Annotated in this window: 14 protein-coding genes and 1 pseudogene; 11 read left to right on the plus strand and 4 right to left on the minus strand. The window is 60.7% G+C overall.

What is annotated here, in order from left to right; translation table 11 throughout:
• Positions 1–27 precede the first annotated feature (27 nt).
• Together serA and HKL97_RS03850 are read right to left on the minus strand one after the other, a co-directional pair.
• Positions 28–1614: a phosphoglycerate dehydrogenase gene (gene serA / locus HKL97_RS03845; protein ID WP_291422782.1), complete on the minus strand. Its 1587-nt coding sequence runs from the start codon at positions 1612–1614 to the stop codon at positions 28–30.
• Positions 1615–1626: 12 nt separating this feature from the next.
• Positions 1627–2799 carry a phosphoserine transaminase gene (locus HKL97_RS03850; RefSeq protein WP_291422783.1) on the minus strand — a complete coding sequence of 391 codons (1173 nt, stop codon included), beginning with the start codon at positions 2797–2799 and terminating at the stop codon, positions 1627–1629.
• Between the two features lie 121 nt (positions 2800–2920).
• Between HKL97_RS03850 and HKL97_RS03855 the strand changes: the two genes are divergently transcribed.
• Entirely contained in the window at positions 2921–3376 is a 456-nt protein-coding gene (locus tag HKL97_RS03855) for an Lrp/AsnC family transcriptional regulator (protein WP_291422784.1), read from the plus strand.
• A gap of 139 nt (positions 3377–3515) precedes the next feature.
• Here HKL97_RS03855 and HKL97_RS03860 read toward each other — a convergent pair.
• Positions 3516–4253: pseudogene (locus HKL97_RS03860) on the minus strand (IS5 family transposase); the annotation flags it as partial.
• A gap of 45 nt (positions 4254–4298) precedes the next feature.
• On the opposite strand from HKL97_RS03860, the gene HKL97_RS13645 reads away from it, so the two are divergent.
• A complete protein-coding gene (locus tag HKL97_RS13645; protein WP_363238323.1) occupies positions 4299–4508 on the plus strand; it encodes a hypothetical protein in 210 nt (69 codons plus the stop codon).
• On the opposite strand, the gene HKL97_RS03870 is transcribed toward HKL97_RS13645, so the two are convergent.
• Complete coding sequence (locus HKL97_RS03870) at positions 4481–4939, minus strand: hypothetical protein (RefSeq protein WP_291422801.1); 459 nt, start codon at positions 4937–4939, stop codon at positions 4481–4483. The genes HKL97_RS13645 and HKL97_RS03870 overlap by 28 nt on opposite strands.
• 226 nt (positions 4940–5165) lie before the next feature.
• Here HKL97_RS03870 and HKL97_RS03875 point away from each other — a divergent pair, with 226 nt between their 5' ends.
• The 9 genes from HKL97_RS03875 to HKL97_RS03915 all read left to right on the plus strand — a co-directional run bounded on the left by HKL97_RS03875 (position 5166) and on the right by HKL97_RS03915 (position 18805).
• Positions 5166–7175 carry a bifunctional diguanylate cyclase/phosphodiesterase gene (locus HKL97_RS03875; RefSeq protein WP_291422786.1) on the plus strand — a complete coding sequence of 670 codons (2010 nt, stop codon included), beginning with the start codon at positions 5166–5168 and terminating at the stop codon, positions 7173–7175.
• Positions 7176–8208: 1033 nt separating this feature from the next.
• Complete coding sequence (locus tag HKL97_RS03880) at positions 8209–9438, plus strand: NarK/NasA family nitrate transporter (protein WP_291422787.1); 1230 nt, start codon at positions 8209–8211, stop codon at positions 9436–9438.
• A 49-nt stretch (positions 9439–9487) separates the two neighbouring features.
• Positions 9488–11941, plus strand: coding sequence for a nitrite reductase large subunit NirB (nirB, locus tag HKL97_RS03885; RefSeq protein ID WP_291422788.1), 2454 nt, complete (start codon positions 9488–9490; stop codon positions 11939–11941).
• Positions 11941–12279: a nitrite reductase small subunit NirD gene (gene nirD / locus HKL97_RS03890; RefSeq protein ID WP_291422789.1), complete on the plus strand. Its 339-nt coding sequence runs from the start codon at positions 11941–11943 to the stop codon at positions 12277–12279. The genes nirB and nirD overlap by 1 nt, the downstream gene beginning before the upstream one ends.
• Positions 12276–14885 (plus strand): nitrate reductase, encoded by a 2610-nt coding sequence (locus tag HKL97_RS03895; RefSeq protein WP_291422790.1) that lies wholly within the window; start codon positions 12276–12278, stop codon positions 14883–14885. The genes nirD and HKL97_RS03895 overlap by 4 nt, the downstream gene beginning before the upstream one ends.
• Entirely contained in the window at positions 14882–15664 is a 783-nt protein-coding gene (gene cobA, locus HKL97_RS03900; RefSeq protein WP_291422791.1) for a uroporphyrinogen-III C-methyltransferase, read from the plus strand. The genes HKL97_RS03895 and cobA overlap by 4 nt, the downstream gene beginning before the upstream one ends.
• 194 nt (positions 15665–15858) lie before the next feature.
• Positions 15859–17898 carry a ribonucleoside triphosphate reductase gene (locus HKL97_RS03905; protein ID WP_291422792.1) on the plus strand — a complete coding sequence of 680 codons (2040 nt, stop codon included), beginning with the start codon at positions 15859–15861 and terminating at the stop codon, positions 17896–17898.
• A gap of 27 nt (positions 17899–17925) precedes the next feature.
• Positions 17926–18120, plus strand: a complete 195-nt coding sequence (gene nrdD / locus HKL97_RS03910) for an anaerobic ribonucleoside-triphosphate reductase (protein ID WP_291422793.1) — start codon at positions 17926–17928, stop codon at positions 18118–18120.
• On the plus strand, positions 18110–18805 hold the full coding sequence (locus HKL97_RS03915; protein WP_291422794.1) for an anaerobic ribonucleoside-triphosphate reductase activating protein: 696 nt from the start codon (positions 18110–18112) through the stop codon (positions 18803–18805). Before nrdD ends, HKL97_RS03915 begins: the two co-directional genes overlap by 11 nt.
• The last annotated feature ends 23 nt before the right edge of the window (positions 18806–18828 follow it).

Here is an 18828-nt window from a genome sequence, read left to right on the forward strand (position 1 = left end):
CTTCCAATTCTCCCGCTTCGCGCCGGCTCAGAACGTCAGCGTCGTCGCCTGCATCACCAGCGGCAGCGCGCGGACCTGCGCCAACACGTCATCGGGCGTAGTCCCGTCGGTGGAGACCAGGCAGATCGCATCCTCGCCTTCCGCCGCGCGGCCCAGATGGAAGGTCGCGATATTCACCCCCGCATCCGCCAGCAACATGCCAAACCGGCCGATGAAGCCCGGTTTATCCTTATTGGTCACATAGAGCATATGCGGCGCGAAGTCGGCCTCCACCTTAATGCCCTTAATCTCCACCAGCCGCGGCTTGCCGTTGCCGATCAACGTACCCGTCACCGCGCGGGTGCTCCCCCCCGCGGTCACTGAAATACGCACCAAGCTCTGATAATCGCCGACATGGTCGTTCGAACCCTCGGCCACCTCAATCCCATGGTCACGGGCGAACACCGGTGCCGAGACCATGTTCACGCCTTCCATCACCGGCCCCAGCAATCCGGCCAGCGCCGCAGCGGTGAGCGGGCGATGGTTCAATACCGCCGCCGCGCCTTCATACTCAATCAGCACGCGCGAAATAACGCCATCGCGCGCCTGCGTCAGCTGTCCGGCAAAAGCCCCCAGCAACCGGCACAATTCCATGTAGGGACGCAACCGCGGGGCTTCCTCCGCACTCACGCTCGGCATATTCAGCGCATTGCTCACCGAGCCGGTCAGCAAAAAATCGCTGATCTGCTCAGCGACCTGCAAGGCCACATTCTCCTGCGCTTCAGTGGTCGCAGCCCCGAGATGCGGCGTCGCGATCACATTTTCCAGAGCGAACAGCGGGCTGTCCGTGGCAGGCTCCACCTCGAACACATCCAGCGCCGCGCCCGCCACATGCCCGCTCACCAGCGCTTCATACAACGCCGCCTCATCCAGCAGCCCGCCGCGCGCGCAGTTCACAATGCGCACACCCTTCTTCGTCTTTGCAATTGCCTCGCGCGACAATATATTGCGCGTCGCATCCGTCAGCGGGGTATGAATGGTGATAAAATCCGCCTTCGCCAGCGCGGTATCCAGATCCACCTTCTCCACGCCCAGCTGCACCGCGCGCGCATCCGTCAAATACGGATCATACGCCAGCACCTTCATCTTCAGCCCCACCGCGCGGTCAGCCACGATCGAGCCGATATTCCCGCATCCGATCAACCCCAGCGTCTTCGCGGTCAGCTCCACGCCCATGAAGCGGTTCTTCTCCCACTTGCCAGCTTTGGTCGAAGCACTCGCCTCCGGCAATTGCCGCGCCAGCGCGAACATTAGCGCAATCGCATGTTCCGCCGTCGTAATCGCATTGCCGAACGGCGTGTTCATCACCACCACACCGCGCGAGGTGGCAGATTTCACATCCACATTATCCACGCCGATCCCGGCCCGGCCAATCACCTTGAGGTTGGTGGCAACATCCAAAACCTCTTTTGTTACCTTGGTGGCAGAGCGGATCGCCAGACCATCATACCCGCCGATGATCGCCCGCAGTTCGACCGGCGTCAGCCCCGTTTTCACATCGACCTCAACACCGCGCTCTTTAAAAATCGCAATCGCGGCCGGCGACAATTTGTCGCTAATCAAAACCTTAACCATTATGCAAACCTCTTAAAATTCGGTGGAAACAGCGTCGATCGCGTAATCGATCCAGGGCAGCAGGGCGGCAATATCCGATGTCTCCACCGTCGCTCCACCCCAAATCCGCAAACCCGGCGGCGCATCGCGGTATGCCCCCGCATCCAGCGCCACTTTCTCTTTCTCCAGCAGCGAGGCAACCGCCTTGGCCGCTTTCGCCTGACCTTCGGCATCCAGTTTCTTAAACCACGGCGCCGCGATCACCAGGCAGATCGAGGTGCAGGAGCGCGTCTCGGGCCGTTGCGCCAAAAACCTCACCCGCTCATTGCCTTCAACCCAGGCGGCAATCGCGGCCAGATTTTCTTGCGAACGCGCAATCAGCCCTGGCAGCCCGCCAACGCCCTGCGCCCAGCGCAGCCCGTCCAGCGCGTCTTCAACACAAAGCATCGATGGTGTGTTGATCGTCTCGCCCACGAAAATCCCTTCCGAGAGCTTGCCCCCGGAGGTGAGCCGGAAAATCTTCGGCAACGGCCAGGCGGGTTTATAGGTGAGCAAACGCTCCACCGCGCGCGGGCTGAGGGCGAGCATCCCATGCCCGCCTTCCCCGCCCAGCACCTTCTGCCAGCTCCAGGTCACCACATCCAGTTTCGCCCATGGCAGATCCATGGCGAAGGCGGCGGAGGTGCTATCGGCAATCACCAGCCCCTCGCGGTCATCAGGGATGAAATCGCCATTGGGGAAGCGCACGCCAGAGGTCGTGCCGTTCCAGGCCAAAACCACATCATGCGAAAAATCAATCGCCGCCACATCGGGCAACTCGCCGTAATCAGCCTTTATCACCCGCGCATCGGCGAGCTTCAGTTGCTTGACCACATCCGTCGCCCAGGCTTCGGAGAAGCTCTCATGCGCCAGCACATCCACCGGCCGCGCGCCCAGCATGGACCACAGCGCCATCTCCACGGCCCCGGTGTCCGAACCCGGCACAATCCCTAAGCGCCAGCCTTCCGGCATGCCCAATATCTGTTTGGAGAGGCTGATGACCTCGGCCAGCTTCGCCTTCGGCCCCTTGGCTCGATGGCTGCGGCCCAGCGGCGCGCCCGCAAGTGCTGCCAGCGTAAAGCCTGGCCGCTTGGCGCAAGGCCCCGATGAAAAATTAGGATTCTGTGGACGTACCGCCGGCATTGCGGCAACAGAAAAATCTGCCATAATAACTCTCCCTTACAGAAGAAAAGCGCCCCATTGGGGGGGCGTGACCCAGCCAACCCTCTAGCCTGTTTCCCAACCCGCCGCAATAGTCCACGCCACAACCCCAGGCAGCACCACCCGCATGACCGAGCTTGACAACATCGACCGCGCCATCCTCCGCCTCATCGCCCAGGATTCCTCGCTCTCCCTCAACGACATCGCGGACAAAGTCGGCCTCACCGCTACCCCCTGCTGGAAGCGCATCAAGCGCATGGAGGAATCGGGCATCATCTGCGCTCGCATCGCGGTGCTTGACGCCGACAAGCTCGGCTTGCCCGTCTCGGTTTTCGTCTCCGTGGAAACCGCCGACCATTCTGGCGAATGGCTCGCCCGTTTCGCGCAAACTGTCGCCACCACACCCGAGATCGTCGGCGCCTGGCGCATGTCCGGCGATGTGGACTACCTGCTCCACGTCATCGTGCCGGACATCGCCGCCTACGACGCCTTCTACCGCAAGCTCATCGCCGCCGTGCCTCTGCGCAACGTCTCCTCGCGCTTCGCCATGGAACGCATGAAGGAAGGACCTTTGCCGATCTAGCATTACAGTTGCGATTTAGAGAACCTCTGCGTAGCGTGATTTGTAGCGCCGTTTAAATGTTTTTGGTTGGCTTCTCGTTTGGTTTTTCCTTGTTTTTTCGACGTTTTGGCGTTTTCGCCAGCGTTTGGGCGCAATTATCCTACGCCGTTTGGAACCTGTGCCGCAGGATATACCGATTTGTCAGCCCGCAGGTTGCGAACAACCGGTTGGCGTTCTTCGCCAGGCCGCGATAGCGCACCTTGGTGAAGCCGAATTTCAGCTTGATGATGCCGATTACATGCTCGACGCGCGAGCGCACCTTCGATTTTTTCCGGTTCCTTGCCCGCTCGGCTTCGTTCACCACGCCACGGTGGCGATAACGCCGGTTGGTGCGGTCGCGCGCCTTGGGAGCTTTCTCTTTGATGATATCGCTCTGGCCCTGATACGCCTGATCACCCCAGACATCGCGCTCCTCGCCATGCAGTAGGTCGCCGAGCACCGCGCCGTCATGCACGTTGGCCGCCGTCGCCACCACCGAATGGATCACTTTGGCGCGGCGGTCGACGCCAAAATGCGCCTTCATGCCGAAATACCATTGGTTGCCCTTCTTGGTCTGGTGCATCTCCGGGTCGCGGGCTTTCTCTTCGTTCTTGGTCGAACTCGGCGCGTGAATGATGGTCGCATCAACAATCGTGCCGCCGGAAAGCCGCAAGCCTTTGGCCTCCAGATGTTCGTGAATGAATTCAAACATCCGCCGGCCGTAATCATGCGCCTCCAGAAGATGCCGGAAACGGCAGATCGTCGTCTCGTCGGGCACCGGCTCGCGGCCAAGATCAATGCCGACGAAGCGCCGCATCGAAAGCGAGTCGTAGAGCGCCTCTTCGGCGGCGGGGTCCGACGTAACCGGGGCAAAACCCCGGGCATTTTGTCAGGCTGTCTATGCTTGTCTGAGGATAAGATGTGGGAGTGCCGGCACTCGCGCTGGCTTGGTGACACCAATTCGATCGCCGAGATAATCCCAGAAGGCGATGCCCTGCTTTGCGCAAGTTTGCATGAGGCCGAGAAAGGCATCGCGGCAATCGCGGCCGGCATCGCTATGGGTGCCGCCGCTGATTTTTCGTTTGGTCACCTGGCAGCGGATGTCGCGCTCTGAGCCATTGGTGTGCAACGGAATCTCTGGCCGATCGAGCACCATCGCAATTCCGGCTTATTAGCGAGAAGCCGCTCAAGTAGCCGGTCGAGCGTGGTGAAGCCTGTTTTGCGGCGGAAGATGCGATCGAAGCGGGCTCGCATCTCGCGTCGTCGCTGTGGGTTCGGGTCCAGGGAGTATAATTTGAGATCGGCGTAGAACCGCCAGATCAGCGTGCGCACACGCGCCTGCGCGGCGCGATGGAGATCGGTAAAAGTGTCGAGTTTGTGCACGAGACGTTCGGCATGGACCCAACACAATGCGTGCCGGCCAACAGCGAACTGGCCGGCGTCGTCGCTGACGATTACCACGTCTTGCAAGAAGCCGTGCGCCGCCACGGCGCCCCACAGCGCGCCTTCGGTGGCAATACGCACCGGATCAGGCGTGACCCGCAAATCGCTGAGGCCAAGATGCCGCAGACCCTCCGTGCCAATGATGATGAGACACGTACCCCCTGGGAATTTACACTTGAGTTGGGTGCCGACTTTTTGCTGTCCCCCTTTCTGAGACTGTTTTATGCTTTATCCCATTAAGCGTTCTTTAACGGCATAACGCTTACTCTGCGCCCCGTCGGTTAAGGATTTTGGAATAGGAATGACAGGGTCAGGGCTCAAGGCACAGTTGACTGACTCGGTGGTACATGAAGTGCTGATCAGGAGGGATCAAGTCGCCTCGATCCGCCGTTCAACTCTGATCTCCCTGCCGGTAGGCAGCATGGTTGGGGCTATAGTCATGCTCGTGGCGCGCCGCTACGGGCATGGCGTCCTGGGCGGGAAATGGTTTGCGGCCATATTCATTATTAATATTATTCGGGTCATCCTTTGCATCACACCTTTGCCGCCGTTAGCTGGTGAAAAGGGCCCTTCGAGGCGCTTCGCTGCCTTCGCGGGGCTGTCTGTTGAAAAATATCTGCATCTTTTCTGGATCACCAGCCTTGTCTCTGGACTGTTATGGTCGCTTATATTTCTGTTCTGTAACGGTTACACAACTCCCCAGACGGTGTTTTATCTCACCGTTGTTTGCGGAATTACCGCAGGTGCGGTGACGACCGGCATAGCCTACGCCCCTGTGCCAATCAGCTTCACCATCCCCCCGTTGCTCTCGGTTATCGGCTGCCTGCTTTACGCGGGTGGTTTCAACTACAACTCCCTTGCGGCCACAGTCCTGCTCTATCTGATCATGCTGATTTCGGTATCGCGCCAAAGTGAGGCCAGCTTCCGCGCCGCCAGCAGGCTGAAGAATGATGCCAGCGCCATGGCAGAATCTCTGAAAAAGGCGCATACTGAATCTGTTCTCATTGCCGAGCAGATGAGCCACCGAGCCACACATGATGAATTAACCGGGCTTTTTAATCGTACAGGCTTTAGCAAGCAAGTAGAAAAATACGCTGCCAGCGGGCCTGCGACATTTTGCCTGATGCTGCTCGATCTTGACGGTTTCAAACTGGTCAACGATGGATTCGGACACGCCACTGGAGACAAAGTTCTGGTTGAAGTCTCGCATCGCTTACGCGAGGTCCTGGCCGGGGAGTTTACCGTCGCCCGTATTGGTGGCGATGAATTTGCGGTTTTTTATGCACAACAGGCATCCGGTGAGTCGCCTCATGTACTGGCCACAAGACTAATCGCCGCGATAGAAGCACCATATGCTGAGTTTGATACCAGCCGGGTGGGCGTCAGCATCGGTATCTATCAATCGCAGGACGTGAATATCGCTAACATGCTGACCAGCGCGGATGAGGCATTATACGCCGCTAAATTCAGCGGCCGCAATCGTTACCGCATGTTTGATGAATACCTGCGCGAGCGTCTGTCCATGAAATGCGATGTCGAGCGTGATTTGCAGCGTGCCTTATCTAAAAAAGAGGTGGAAGTTTGGTACCAACCGGTATTTAGCATTGATGGTAAAAATATCATAAATTACGAAGCGTTGCTGCGCTGGAAGCACCCCACACATGGCTGGATATCACCTGCGGATCTAGTCTTAATCGCTGCCAAGGCCGGGCATTCCGAACAGCTGATGAGCTTCATCTTCGACGAAGTCTGTGGCATGATTCAGACATTACGCAGCTTAAATCTTGAGCATATCTGGGTGGCCATGAACATGTCCCCGCGCGATGTGTCCAATCTCCCGATAGATGAGTGTGTGCTGAATGGATTGAAAGTCCTTAACTTGCCGGCTCAGATGCTGGAAATCGAAGTCACCGAAGAAACAGCGATGGATACCATCTCCGTTCAGACTAAGATAAATCGTTTATCCGAGGTCGGCGTGCGCATCGCAGTGGATGATTTCGGCGCAGGCTACTCGTCCTTAGCATCCCTACGGAAGTTGAGTGTCAACAGGATCAAGATTGACCGTTGTTTCATCACGGGTATCACAGAATCGGCTAACGACAAGATACTGGTGCAAACGATCCTGAAACTGGGTCAATCACTTGGTCTCGAGGTAGTGGCGGAAGGCGTTGAAACCGCAGAAGTTCTGCATCTGCTAAGGGGATTTGGCTGCGAACTCGTGCAGGGGTATTATCTTGGCTACCCCGCCCCGAAACAGGAAATAATCAGTAGACTCCAAAAACTGGAAACACAAAAGAGCTGCACAATGACGTCGAATTTCCATGTGAATTTGCAATGAACATTTTTGTGTACCCGACTCTTTGACAACCTCCAGCCCACTTGCCTTTGGCAGTGGGATGGATTCTTGTTGGGGCCATGAAGCGTATGCATCCGGTGAATGACGCGGGCCTTACTTTTTTAGGTGTCGTCGTTCTCTGATAATATCCTCGAGGTTTTCGACGCCGAAGTCGGAGAAGGCTGCGGCGCCTTCGCCATCTGGCCCATAAACCCAAATCAGCCCGTCTTCCGTAAGCGATGCTTTCAACTACTGCCGCTGCCCAGGTACTCCCCTGACTTCAACCCAATCGAGAAGGCGTTCGCCACCCTCAAACGGCAGAGAATCTTCTCAGGGAAATCCATCGACGAGTTAATAACATGCCACTCTTAATTGGAAACACTATAACATTACAATTTTGGCTTCTTTTGTTGCGAGGCTGCCTGATTTTTGAATCAATGGGTCATCATGGTTTGGATCTCATGGATGGCAGTTGTATCGATAGAGACGGCGCTGGAATTATGGGCGTTGACGTTGCTGGACATGAAGCCGCGCAAGACGGGCTGGATGCGGGCTCAACCCGGAAACCGGGGAGCCGCTGTGTACCCGGCAGTACCCAGACGGGGCGCGGGCCAACTGGTTTGCCCAGCAGATGCTGCATTGGCAAAATGCCCCTCCAGGCAGCCTGGATATGCACCAAGCCTTTACTGGCCGGATTTGTTTCCGGCGACAGAGGGAACAACACCTGCAGCGCCAAAAAATGCGATGGCCGCACCGGCGTGCGATAATTAATAGGCTGTATACGCTGATTTTTTATCTAAAGTGATGATATTTACGCCAATACGATTTCCGATGCTCTAAATTGCACCTTTTCTTTCCACAACCTTCAACTTGGCGCGTAAATTGCTTTACTGCATCTGAGCGGTTAAGGCCGTTCGCAGAGCAATCAATGGCGATTGCACCTGCCAAGCCGGGGGAAACCCCAATATCTTCTGCGCGGGCCAAGGGACGGTTCGCAGTTGGCGGCGCTTGAAGCGTGCGTCGCGGAGTTATCGTCATGTCCCTTCCGCTTGAAAAAAGCTTTTTGAAGTCCGGCCATTTTCCAACCCTTTTCGCGGCGTTTCTGTATTTTGATTGCAGTTTCATGTGCTGGGTACTGCTGGGGCCCCTGGGCATTCAAATCTCCAAGGCGCTCGCGCTCGACCCCGCGCATAAAGGGCTGATGGTCGCAACCCCGGTGCTGGCCGGTGCCTTCCTGCGTGTTTTCAACGGTGTGATGGCCGACCATTTCGGCGCCAAAAAATCCGCTATTTTTGCCCAAATCGTGGTCATCCTCGGTCTCGCAGCCGCCTGGCTCCTGGGTGTTCCAAGTTTCGCCGCCGTGTTGCTGCTTGGCGTGGTGCTGGGCATGGCCGGCGCCTCCTTCGCCATCGCGCTGCCGATGGCCTCGCGCTGGTATCCGCCGGAGCACCAGGGCAAGGCGCTGGGCCTGGCCGGTGCGGGCAATTTCGGCACCGTGATCGCTGCCCTCGCTGCACCTGCGCTGGGCCTGCATTTTGGCTGGATCAATGTATTCGGTATGTCGGCGCTGCTGATGACAGCCGTGCTCGCGCTGTTCATCGCGCTGGCCAAGGATGCTCCGGTGCAGCCACCCCGCCAGACGCTGGCCGGATACCTGAAAGTACTGACGCTCGCCGATACCTGGTGGTTCATGCTCTTCTACGCCGTCACCTTCGGAGGCTTTGTCGGCCTCGCCTCCTCGCTCAGCATTTATTTCCACACGCAATACGGGCTTGCGCCGGTGCAGGCTGGCTATGCGGTGGCGGCCTGCGTGTTCACAGGCTCCATGTTCCGCCCCGCCGGCGGCTGGGTGGCCGATAAATTCGGCGGCATCACCGCGCTCTCCATCCTCTATATTGTTGCCGCCGCCATGCTGATGCTGGTGGGCATCGGCCTGCCGAGCCTCACCATGGCGCTTGCCGCCTTCGTGGTGGCGATGCTGGCGCTGGGCCTGGGCAATGGCGCTGTGTTCCAACTCGTGCCGGTGCGTTTCGGCCACGAAATCGGCGTGATGACCGGGCTGGTCGGCTGCGCGGGCGGCATCGGCGGCTTCTACCTCGCCTCCTCGCTTGGTTACTCCAAACAATGGACCGGCTCCTACCAGGACGGTTTCCTCATCTTCGCCGGTCTCGCGCTGGTGGCCTTCATCGGCATCAACGCCGTGAAAAAAGAATGGCGCGCCAGCTTCTCACGCGGGGTTGCCGATATGGACCGGGTAAAAATCTAGGCCGTCCTGATCCTTTCAATTTCATTTTTCACATCAAGGAGTTGCGACGATGAACATGATGACCGCCGCACGCAAAAAACTGGTTGTTATCGGCAACGGCATGGCCGGAATGCGCACCGTGGAGGAAATTCTGCACCGCGCGCCGGGGATGTTCGAGATCACGGTATTCGGCGCCGAGGCGCAACCGAATTATGACCGGATCATGCTTTCGCCTTTGCTGGCGGGCGATAAAAATTTCGAACAGATCGTGCTGAACAGCCTGGAATGGTACGCTGAACACAATATCAGACTAATCGCGGGTGAAGCCGTCACCACGATCAACCGCGCCCATCACACCGTCACCGGCGAGCATGGAACTGTTGTGAAATATGATTATCTGCTGCTGGCAACCGGATCAAACCCATTCGTACTGCCGCTTCCCGGCGTTGCACGTCCGGGCGTGATGACCTTCCGCTCGGTCTCCGATGTCGAGAAAATGCTCAGCATCGCCGCACCAGGCAAATCCGCCGTGGTCATCGGCGGCGGGTTGCTCGGGCTGGAGGCCGCGCATGGCCTGAACCTGCGCGGCATGGAGGTGAGCGTGGTGCATCTCATGCCCACGCTGATGGAACGCCAGTTGGACGCCTCGGCCGCGCATCTGCTGGAACGCGCGCTCACCGCCCGCGGCATGACGATATACACTGGCGCGCACACAGAGTCTTTCGACGGGGAGGGTGAACATGGCGCCGTGCATTCCGTCACGCTGAAAGACGGCAGGCGCATTTCGGCGGATCTTGTGGTGATGGCCGTGGGCATCCGCCCGAACGCCCATCTGGCCAAGGCTTCCGGCATCGCCACCGACCGCGGCGTGCTGGTGGACGATGCGATGCGCACCTCCGACCCGGCGATTTTCGCCATCGGCGAATGCGTGGAACACAACAAACAATGCTACGGCCTGGTCGCGCCGATCTGGGACATGGCGAAGGTTGCCGCCGATCACATCTGTGGCGCCGCGCAAAGCGGCTTCATGCCCATTGCCTCCGGCACGCGGCTGAAAGTCTCGGGCATCGAGATGTTCTCAGCCGGCGCCTTCATGGGTGACAAATCCACCGAGGATATTATTTTACGTGATGCGGCGCGCGGCATTTATAAACGCCTGGTGCTGCGCGATGACAGGCTGGTCGGCATCGTCTGTTTTGGCGATGCGCGCGATGCCGGATGGTACTTTCAGCTCCTCAAGGATGAAGCGCCGCTCGGCGATTTACGCGACACGATGATCTTCGGCCCCGTGATGGCCGCGGGCGACCCGCACGAGGCACTGGCGCAAATGCCGGACAACGCCGAAATATGCGGCTGCAACGGCGTGAAAAAATCCACCATCTGCAACGCCATTGCCGCGCATGAGCTGTGCACGGTGGAGGATGTGCGCGCGCGCACCAAAGCCTCCGCCTCCTGCGGCTCCTGCACCGGGCTGGTGGAAGGGCTGCTGAAACTCTCGCTGGGTGAAAACTACACGCCTGACGCCGTGAAGCCGATGTGCAAATGCACCAGCCACGGGCATGATGAAGTCCGCCGCCGCATCAAGGGCGGCGCGCTGAAAACCATTCCCGCCGTGATGCAGGCGCTGGAATGGACCACCCCCAACGGCTGCGCCTCCTGCCGCCCGGCGTTGAATTTTTATCTCCTCGCTGCCTGGCCCTGCGAATATGTGGATGATGCACAGTCGCGCTTCGTGAACGAGCGCATGCATGCGAACATCCAGAAGGACGGCACATATTCGGTGATTCCACGCATGTGGGGCGGCACCACCACGGCGGGCGAGCTGCGCGCCATCGCCGATGTGGTGGATAAATTCAACATCCCGGCGGTGAAAGTGACCGGCGGCCAGCGCATTGACATGCTGGGCGTGAAAAAGGAAGACCTGCGCGCCGTCTGGCAGGATTTGAACGAGGCCGGGCTGGTCTCCGGCCATGCCTACGGTAAATCATTGCGCACGGTGAAAACCTGCGTCGGGTCTGAATGGTGCCGCTTTGGCGTACAGGATTCCACCGCCATGGGCGTCGCGCTGGAAAAAACCACCTGGGGATCCTGGCATCCGCACAAGGTGAAACTCGCGGTCTCCGGCTGCCCGCGCAACTGCGCCGAGGCGACCATAAAAGACTTCGGCGTGGTCGCGACCGAAGCCGGGTGGGACCTGCATGTCGGCGGCAACGGCGGCATCAAGGTTCGCGCCACCGAGCTTTTGTGCAAGGTAAGCACCGAGGAAGAGGTGATGGAATATGCCTGCGCCTTCCTGCAACTCTATCGCATGGAGGCGCGCTACCTGGAGCGCACCGCGCCATGGATCGAGCGTGCCGGCCTGAAATATGTGCAGGAGAGAATCGTGGACAACGCCGAACTGCGGCGCTCCCTGTTCGAGGATTTTCTCCACGCGCAAAAATTCGCGCAGACCGACCCCTGGACGCAAGAAGCCACAAGCCCGGCACTGGGCAAAAAATTCAACGCAATGGCGGAGCTGGTATAATGGACGGGATGCGGATCGCACGCGACTTTGTGGATATCGGCGCGCTGGCGGAAATTCCCCGCCTGGGCGCAAGAACCGTGACAACCGGGATGGGCGATATCGCGATTTTCCGCACGGCGGATGACCAAGTGTTTGCGCTGCGCGACCAGTGCCCGCACAAGCAAGGCCCGTTGAGCCAGGGCATCGTGCATGGCGCCTCGGTCACCTGCCCGCTGCATAACTGGGTCATCTCCCTGGAATCAGGCCAGGCGCAAGGGCTTGATAAAGGCTGCACGCCGCATTTCGCGGTGAAGGTGGAGGACGGCCGGGTGCTTTTGGCCCTGGGTGTGCCTGCATGAAAACAACATGCCCCTATTGCGGCGTGGGGTGCGGCGTTGAGGTGAACGCCGGTGTCGTCAGCGGCGACGCGGCGCACCCCGCCAATGCCGGGCGGCTCTGCATCAAAGGCTCCACGCTGGCGGCAACGCTGGATGACAGCAACCGCCTGCTGGTGCCAACCTCGGGCGGGCGGCAGGTGAGCTGGGATGAGGCGCTGAATGAGGCGGCGGCGAAATTCTCCGCCGTGATTACGCAACATGGGCCGGATGCCGTCGCTTTTTACGGCTCCGGCCAGTTTCTCACCGAAGATTATTACGCCGCCAACAAGCTGATGAAAGGCTTCATCGGCAGCGCCAATATCGACACCAATTCGCGCCTGTGCATGGCTTCCACCGTCGCCGGACACATCCGCGCCTTTGGCGAAGACATTGTGCCCGGCTGCTATGATGACATCGACGAGGCTGACCTGCTCGTACTCGCCGGCTCCAACACCGCCTGGTGCCACCCGGTATTGTTCGAGCGCGCCCTGGCGGCCCGCGCCGCGCGCGGCACAAAAATCGTGGTCATCGACCCGCGCCGCACGGCAACCGCGGCACTGGCGGATCTGCATCTGCCGATCCGCCCGGATGGCGACACCGCGTTGTTTCTGCGCCTGCTCACCGCCCTCAACCAGCAGGACAAAATCAACGCCTCCTATGTCCGCTGCCACACCAAAGGCTTCGCAAAAGCCCTCGCGGCGGCAGAGGAAACCCATATATCCGCCGCGTCGCTCGGCATCGCGGATGCCGACCTCGATACATTCCTGCACTGGTTCTGCGAAACCCCGCGCACGGTCACATTATTCAGCCAGGGGGTTAACCAGTCCAGCAACGGCACTGATAAAGTCAACGCCATTCTCAACGTGCATCTCGCCTGCGGGCGCATCGGCAAACCGGGGATGGGCCCCTTCTCGCTCACCGGGCAGCCGAACGCCATGGGCGGGCGCGAGGTCGGCGGCCTGGCCAACCAACTCGCGGCACATCTGCGTTTTGAGAACGCCGAGGACCGGGCCATGCTGCAATCCTTCTGGAACGCCCCGCGTTTGCCGAAAAAGCCCGGGCTGAAGGCGCTGGACATGTTCGATGCCGTGCTGGCCGGGCGCGTCAAGGCCATATGGATCGCGGCGACCAACCCGGCGGAAAGCCTGCCCCGCTCAGCGCGGGTGCGCGCGGCGCTCGAGGCCTGCCCGTTTGTCGTCGCCGCTGATTGCTGGCCGACGGAGACCACGCGCCTGGCCAACATCGTCCTCCCCGCCGCCGGCTGGGGCGAGAAAGACGGCACCGTAACAAACTCCGAACGCACCATCTCCCGCCAGCGCCCCTTCCGCGCCCCACCCGGCGAGGCCAAACCCGATTGGTGGATGTTCACACAACTGGCCCGGCGCATGGGCTTCGCGGCCCAGTTCGCCTACACCAAACCGGCGGATATTTTCCGCGAACATGCCGCCCTCTCGGGTTGCGGCAATGAGGGCGGGCGCCTGTTCGACATTTCCGGCCGCGCGAAATTGAGCGACGCCGCCTATGATGACATGGCCCCCTTCACCTGGGGCGGCAAACGCCTCTTCGCACGCGGCGGCTTCTCCACACCTGATCGGCTGGCGCGTTTCCTCCCGGTGGCGCTGCCCGCCCCCCACAAGCGCGACCAGGCGTTTCCCTTCATCCTCAACACCGGGCGCCTGCGCGACCAGTGGCACACGATGACCCGCACCGGCTTCGTCCCCGCGTTGATGGAAAGCGCCGCCGAGCCCAGCTTTTCGCTTTCCCCCGAGGATGCCAAGGCCCAGAACATCACCCAGGGTGACCTGCTGCGCGTCACCACGCGCCACGGCAGCGCCGTGTTGCCCGCCGAAATCTCCAAGGGGCAGCGCGCGGGCGAGATTTTCGCCGCGATGCACTGGACCGGCGCGCACAGCACCACCGGCGCCATCAACCAGCTCATCGGCCCGGAGCACGACCCGCTATCGGGCCAGCCCGCCTCCAAATTTGAGCCCGCCTCGGTGCAACGGCTGCAGACTGACTGGCACGCCATCGTCCAGACCCGCGCCCAGCCCCGCCCCGCCGGGCAGTTCTGTGCCGCGCGCGTGCCTCTGGCGGGGGGCATGCACCGCCTCATCCTGGCCGGCTGGAAGCCGCTGCAATTCGGCGCGGAACTCTCCGACTGGGCGGCACGGCTTTGCGGCGCCGATGCCGATGCGGAGCGCATCGAGGTGATGGACGCCGGGCGCGGCATCTACCGCCTGGGCATCCTGCGCCGCAACATGCTGCTGGCCTGCCTGTTCATCGCCCCCCGGCGCGAACTGCTGCCCGGCCCGGCAACCCTGGCGGATCTGTTCAACGTGAGCAATTGGCAGGCAAGCCGTGCTGGCATCCTGATGGCCAATGCCAAACCGGGCGGCGGGACCGGCCGCATGGTCTGCATCTGCCACCGCGTCAGCGAGCCTGACATCCGCGCCGCCATCCGGGATGGCAGCCTGCGCGATGTCGCGGCGATCGGCCGCGCCTGCAAGGCCGGTACCAATTGCGGCTCCTGCAAGGGCGAACTGGCCGCCATCCTGCAATCCACAACAGCCTTGGAGTTGGTGACATGACCCATGTGTTTCTGGTAGGCGCCGGCCCCGGCGACCCCGAACTGCTCACGCTCAAAGCCGCGCGCCTGCTGCGGGCGGCCAGTGTGGTCCTCTATGACAGCCTGGCCGACCCCAGGATCATCGCCATGGCAGGCCCGGCGGCGCGGCTGATCGATGTTGGCAAGCGCTGCGGCAAACACTCGGCCTCGCAGGCGCAAATCTGCCGCCTGCTGGTGGAGGAAGCCCGCGGCGGCCACAATGTGGTGCGCCTCAAGGGCGGCGACCCGATGGTGTTCGGCCGCGCGAGTGAGGAGATGGATGCCTTGCGCGCAAATGGCATCACCTTCGAGGTGGTGCCCGGCATAACCGCCGCCACCGCCGCCGCCGCCGCGCTTAACCTCTCCCTCACGCGGCGCGGCGTGGCGCGCTCGCTGCATTTTCTCACCGGCCACGGCGCGGAAGGCGGCCTGCCCGCGCATGATTTCGTCTCGCTGACAAAATCTGGCGGAACCCTCGTGGTCTACATGGGCGGCGAAACACTGCCCGGCATCGCTGCCCATTTCATCGAGGCCGGGATGCCGCCGGACATGCCGGCGATCTTGATCGAAAACGCCAGCCTGACCAGCCAGCGTAGCGTGCCTGGGACCATCGCCACCTTGCCTCGCCTCCATGCAGCGCTCGCGGCAAGCGGGCCGGTACTGATTTTAATTGGTGAAGCCATGCGCGATGCTAACGAAATTGCGGCGGTACGAAGCCGGATCACGCATGAGGTGGAACAGAACATGGTGAGCGCTGCATGACTCCGGCCTCGGCCAGCCGGGCAAGGACAACTTTAGCCAGGGCGCGGCTGGTGCTGGGCTGCTTATGTGGGAAGTTCGGGCGTTCGTTACTTCGAACCGATTAGCGTACTGCACGCCGGATCGTTGATCTAGGTCAAGGCGAATCGCCCGGCCGGTGGTCCACGAAGGGCCGTCTTTTCTGAGAAAGAGCTGTGATGCCGCAGGACCGGGTTTGCGTGGATGATGTGACGTCTCTTCCCTGGAAGGGAGTGCGGCGGCGCGATGGCGCTGTTGCCCCGTTTGACTCGGAGCGCATCTGCTACGCCATCGCCCGCGCGGGGCGCGCCAGCGGCCAGTTTGAGCAAACCGAGGCGGCGCGCCTCACGCGGGCCGTGCTGGCGGCGCTGTTGGACCGGTTCCCCGAAGGCGAGATGGAGATCGAGGACATCCAGGATGAGGTTGAATGGACGCTGATGCGCGAGGGGCAGCTGCTCACCGCGCGCGCTTATGTGATCTACCGCGCGCAGCATACCAAGATCCGCCATGACCGGCGCGCCGCGGTCGATGCGGTCGCCTCAATCAATGAATATCTCGACAGGCAGGACTGGCGCGTTCAGGCGAACGCCAATCAGGGCTACTCCCTGGGCGGGCTGATCCTCAACAGCGCGGGTAAGCTCACCGCGAATTACTGGCTGAACAGCATATACCCTGAGGAGATCGGCACCGCGCACCGCGAGGGGGATATTCATATCCACGATCTGGACATGCTCTCGGGCTATTGCGCGGGCTGGTCCCTGCGCACGCTGCTGCACGAAGGCTTCAACGGCGTGGAGGGCAAGGTGGAGGCCGCGCCGCCCCGGCATCTATCGAGCGCGATCGGCCAGATGGTGAATTTTCTGGGCACATTGCAAAACGAATGGGCCGGGGCCCAGGCATTCAGCTCGTTTGATACCTACCTCGCCCCCTTTGTCCGCAAGGACCGGCTCTCCTATGCCGAGGTGCGTCAGAACATTCAGGAGTTCATCTTCAACCTGAACGTCCCTTCGCGCTGGGGCAGCCAGCCGCCGTTCACCAACGTCACCTTTGACTGGAATTGCCCGGCGGATTTGCACGACGACATCCCCGTGATCGCCGGCGAGGAGATGGACTTTCGCTACGGCGAGCTGCAAGCCGAGATGGATGCGATCAACCGCGCCTATATCGAGGTGATGACCGAGGGCGACGCCAAGGGGCGGATTTTCAGTTTCCCGATTCCCACCTACAACATCACCAAGGATTTCCCTTGGCATTCGGAGAACGCGGAGCTTTTGTTCGCCATGACGGCGAAATTCGGCCTGCCGTATTTCCAGAATTTCATAAACTCAGATCTCGAACCGCAGATGGTTCGTTCAATGTGTTGCCGGCTTCAGCTTGATCTGCGTGAACTTCTCAAGCGCGGCAACGGCCTGTTCGGCTCGGCCGAGCAAACCGGCTCACTTGGCGTCGTCACGCTCAACTGCGCGCGCCTGGGGTATGTGCATAAAGGCGACGAAGCAGGCTTGTATGCGCAGCTCGACTCACTGCTGGAACTGGCGCGCAACAGCCTGGAGATCAAACGCAAGGTGATCCAGCGCTACATGGATGACGGGCTTTTTCCCTATACCAAGCGCTATCTTGGCACGCTGAAGAACCATTTCTCCACCATCGGCGTCAACGGCGTCAATGAAATGATCCGAAATTTCACGGCGGATTCACACGATATAACGACTCCGCACGGCCACCAGATCGCAGCGCGCCTGCTCGACCATGTGCGCGCACGCATTATTAGCTTTCAGGAGCAGACCGGGCATTTGTATAATCTTGAGGCAACGCCGGCAGAAGGCGCGACGTATCGCTTCGCCCGGCAGGACCGCAAGAGTTTCCCTGGTATTTTGCAAGCCGGGACGGAAGAAAAGCCTTATTATACAAACTCCTCCCAGCTTCCCGTCGGTTTCACCGATGACCCCTTCGAGGCGCTGGAGCACCAGGAGGACCTGCAAGCCAAATATACCGGCGGTACGGTGCTGCATCTCTACCTGGGCGAGCGCCTGCCCTGCGTTGACGCCTGCCGGGAACTGGTGCGCCGCGCATTATCGCGCTTCCGCCTGCCTTATATCACGGTCACGCCGACCTTCTCGGTGTGCCCCGTGCATGGCTACCTAGAGGGCGAACAGCGCTTCTGCCCGATCTGCGATGAAGAAAAAACCGCGGCTAAACGCCTGCGTTATTGCGCCTGACACTCAATACCTGACCGGAGAACGACCATGCAGCAGTCCCCGCAAACAACATACGCCGCAAATGAAATCCGCCTCTCGGATGAAGAGCGTCAGCCCTGTGAGGTATGGACGCGGGTGATGGGCTACCACCGGCCCGTCGCCTCCTTCAATATCGGCAAGCAGGGCGAACACGAGGCCCGCCGCAGCTTTGCTTTTTGCGGCACCGCGCCAGTTGAACCATAAAACCCTGCAGGTCGCGGGGCTGGTTCCATTCAGCACGGTTGATTATCCAGGCCAACTCTGCGCGGTGCTGTTTGTTCAGGGATGCCCTTTGCGCTGCAGGTACTGCCACAACCCGCATCTGCTCCCCCGCGCGGCGCAAGCGGCGCAGGCTTGGCCTGACCTGAAATCCTGGCTGAGCCGGCGGGTGGGCCTGCTAGACGCCATCGTCTTCAGCGGCGGTGAGCCCACAGCCCAGGCGGAGCTGCCCGAAGCGCTGGCCGAAACCCGCGAAATGGGCTTTGCCACGGGGCTGCACACGTCCGGCGTGCTGCCGCAGCGCTTGGAACGGGTTCTGCCGCTGCTCGATTGGGTCGGGTTGGATATCAAGGCGCCGTTCACGCGCTATGCCGCCATCACGGCAAGCCCCGGCAGCGGCCCGCGCGCCCGGCGCGCATTGGAGGCCGTATTGGCGAGCGGCATCAGCTATGAATTACGCACCACGGTTCATCCTGCGCTGCTCGACGCGCAGGACCTGCTTGAAATTGCCTGCACGTTGGAAAATTATGGTGTCCGGCGCTGGGTGCTGCAAAAATTCAGGCCATTGGGGTGCGATGACGCCCGGTTGACCACATCGCCCAGCCTGCCGGCCCTGGAGCCGCTGCTGCCGGCGTTGCGGCTGCGGGTTCCCGGCATCACGTTGCGTTGAACACCGGCATCCCTCCAGCCGGC

It is taken from the genome of Acidocella sp. (assembly GCF_013044125.1).
GTDB lineage: Bacteria > Pseudomonadota > Alphaproteobacteria > Acetobacterales > Acetobacteraceae > Acidocella.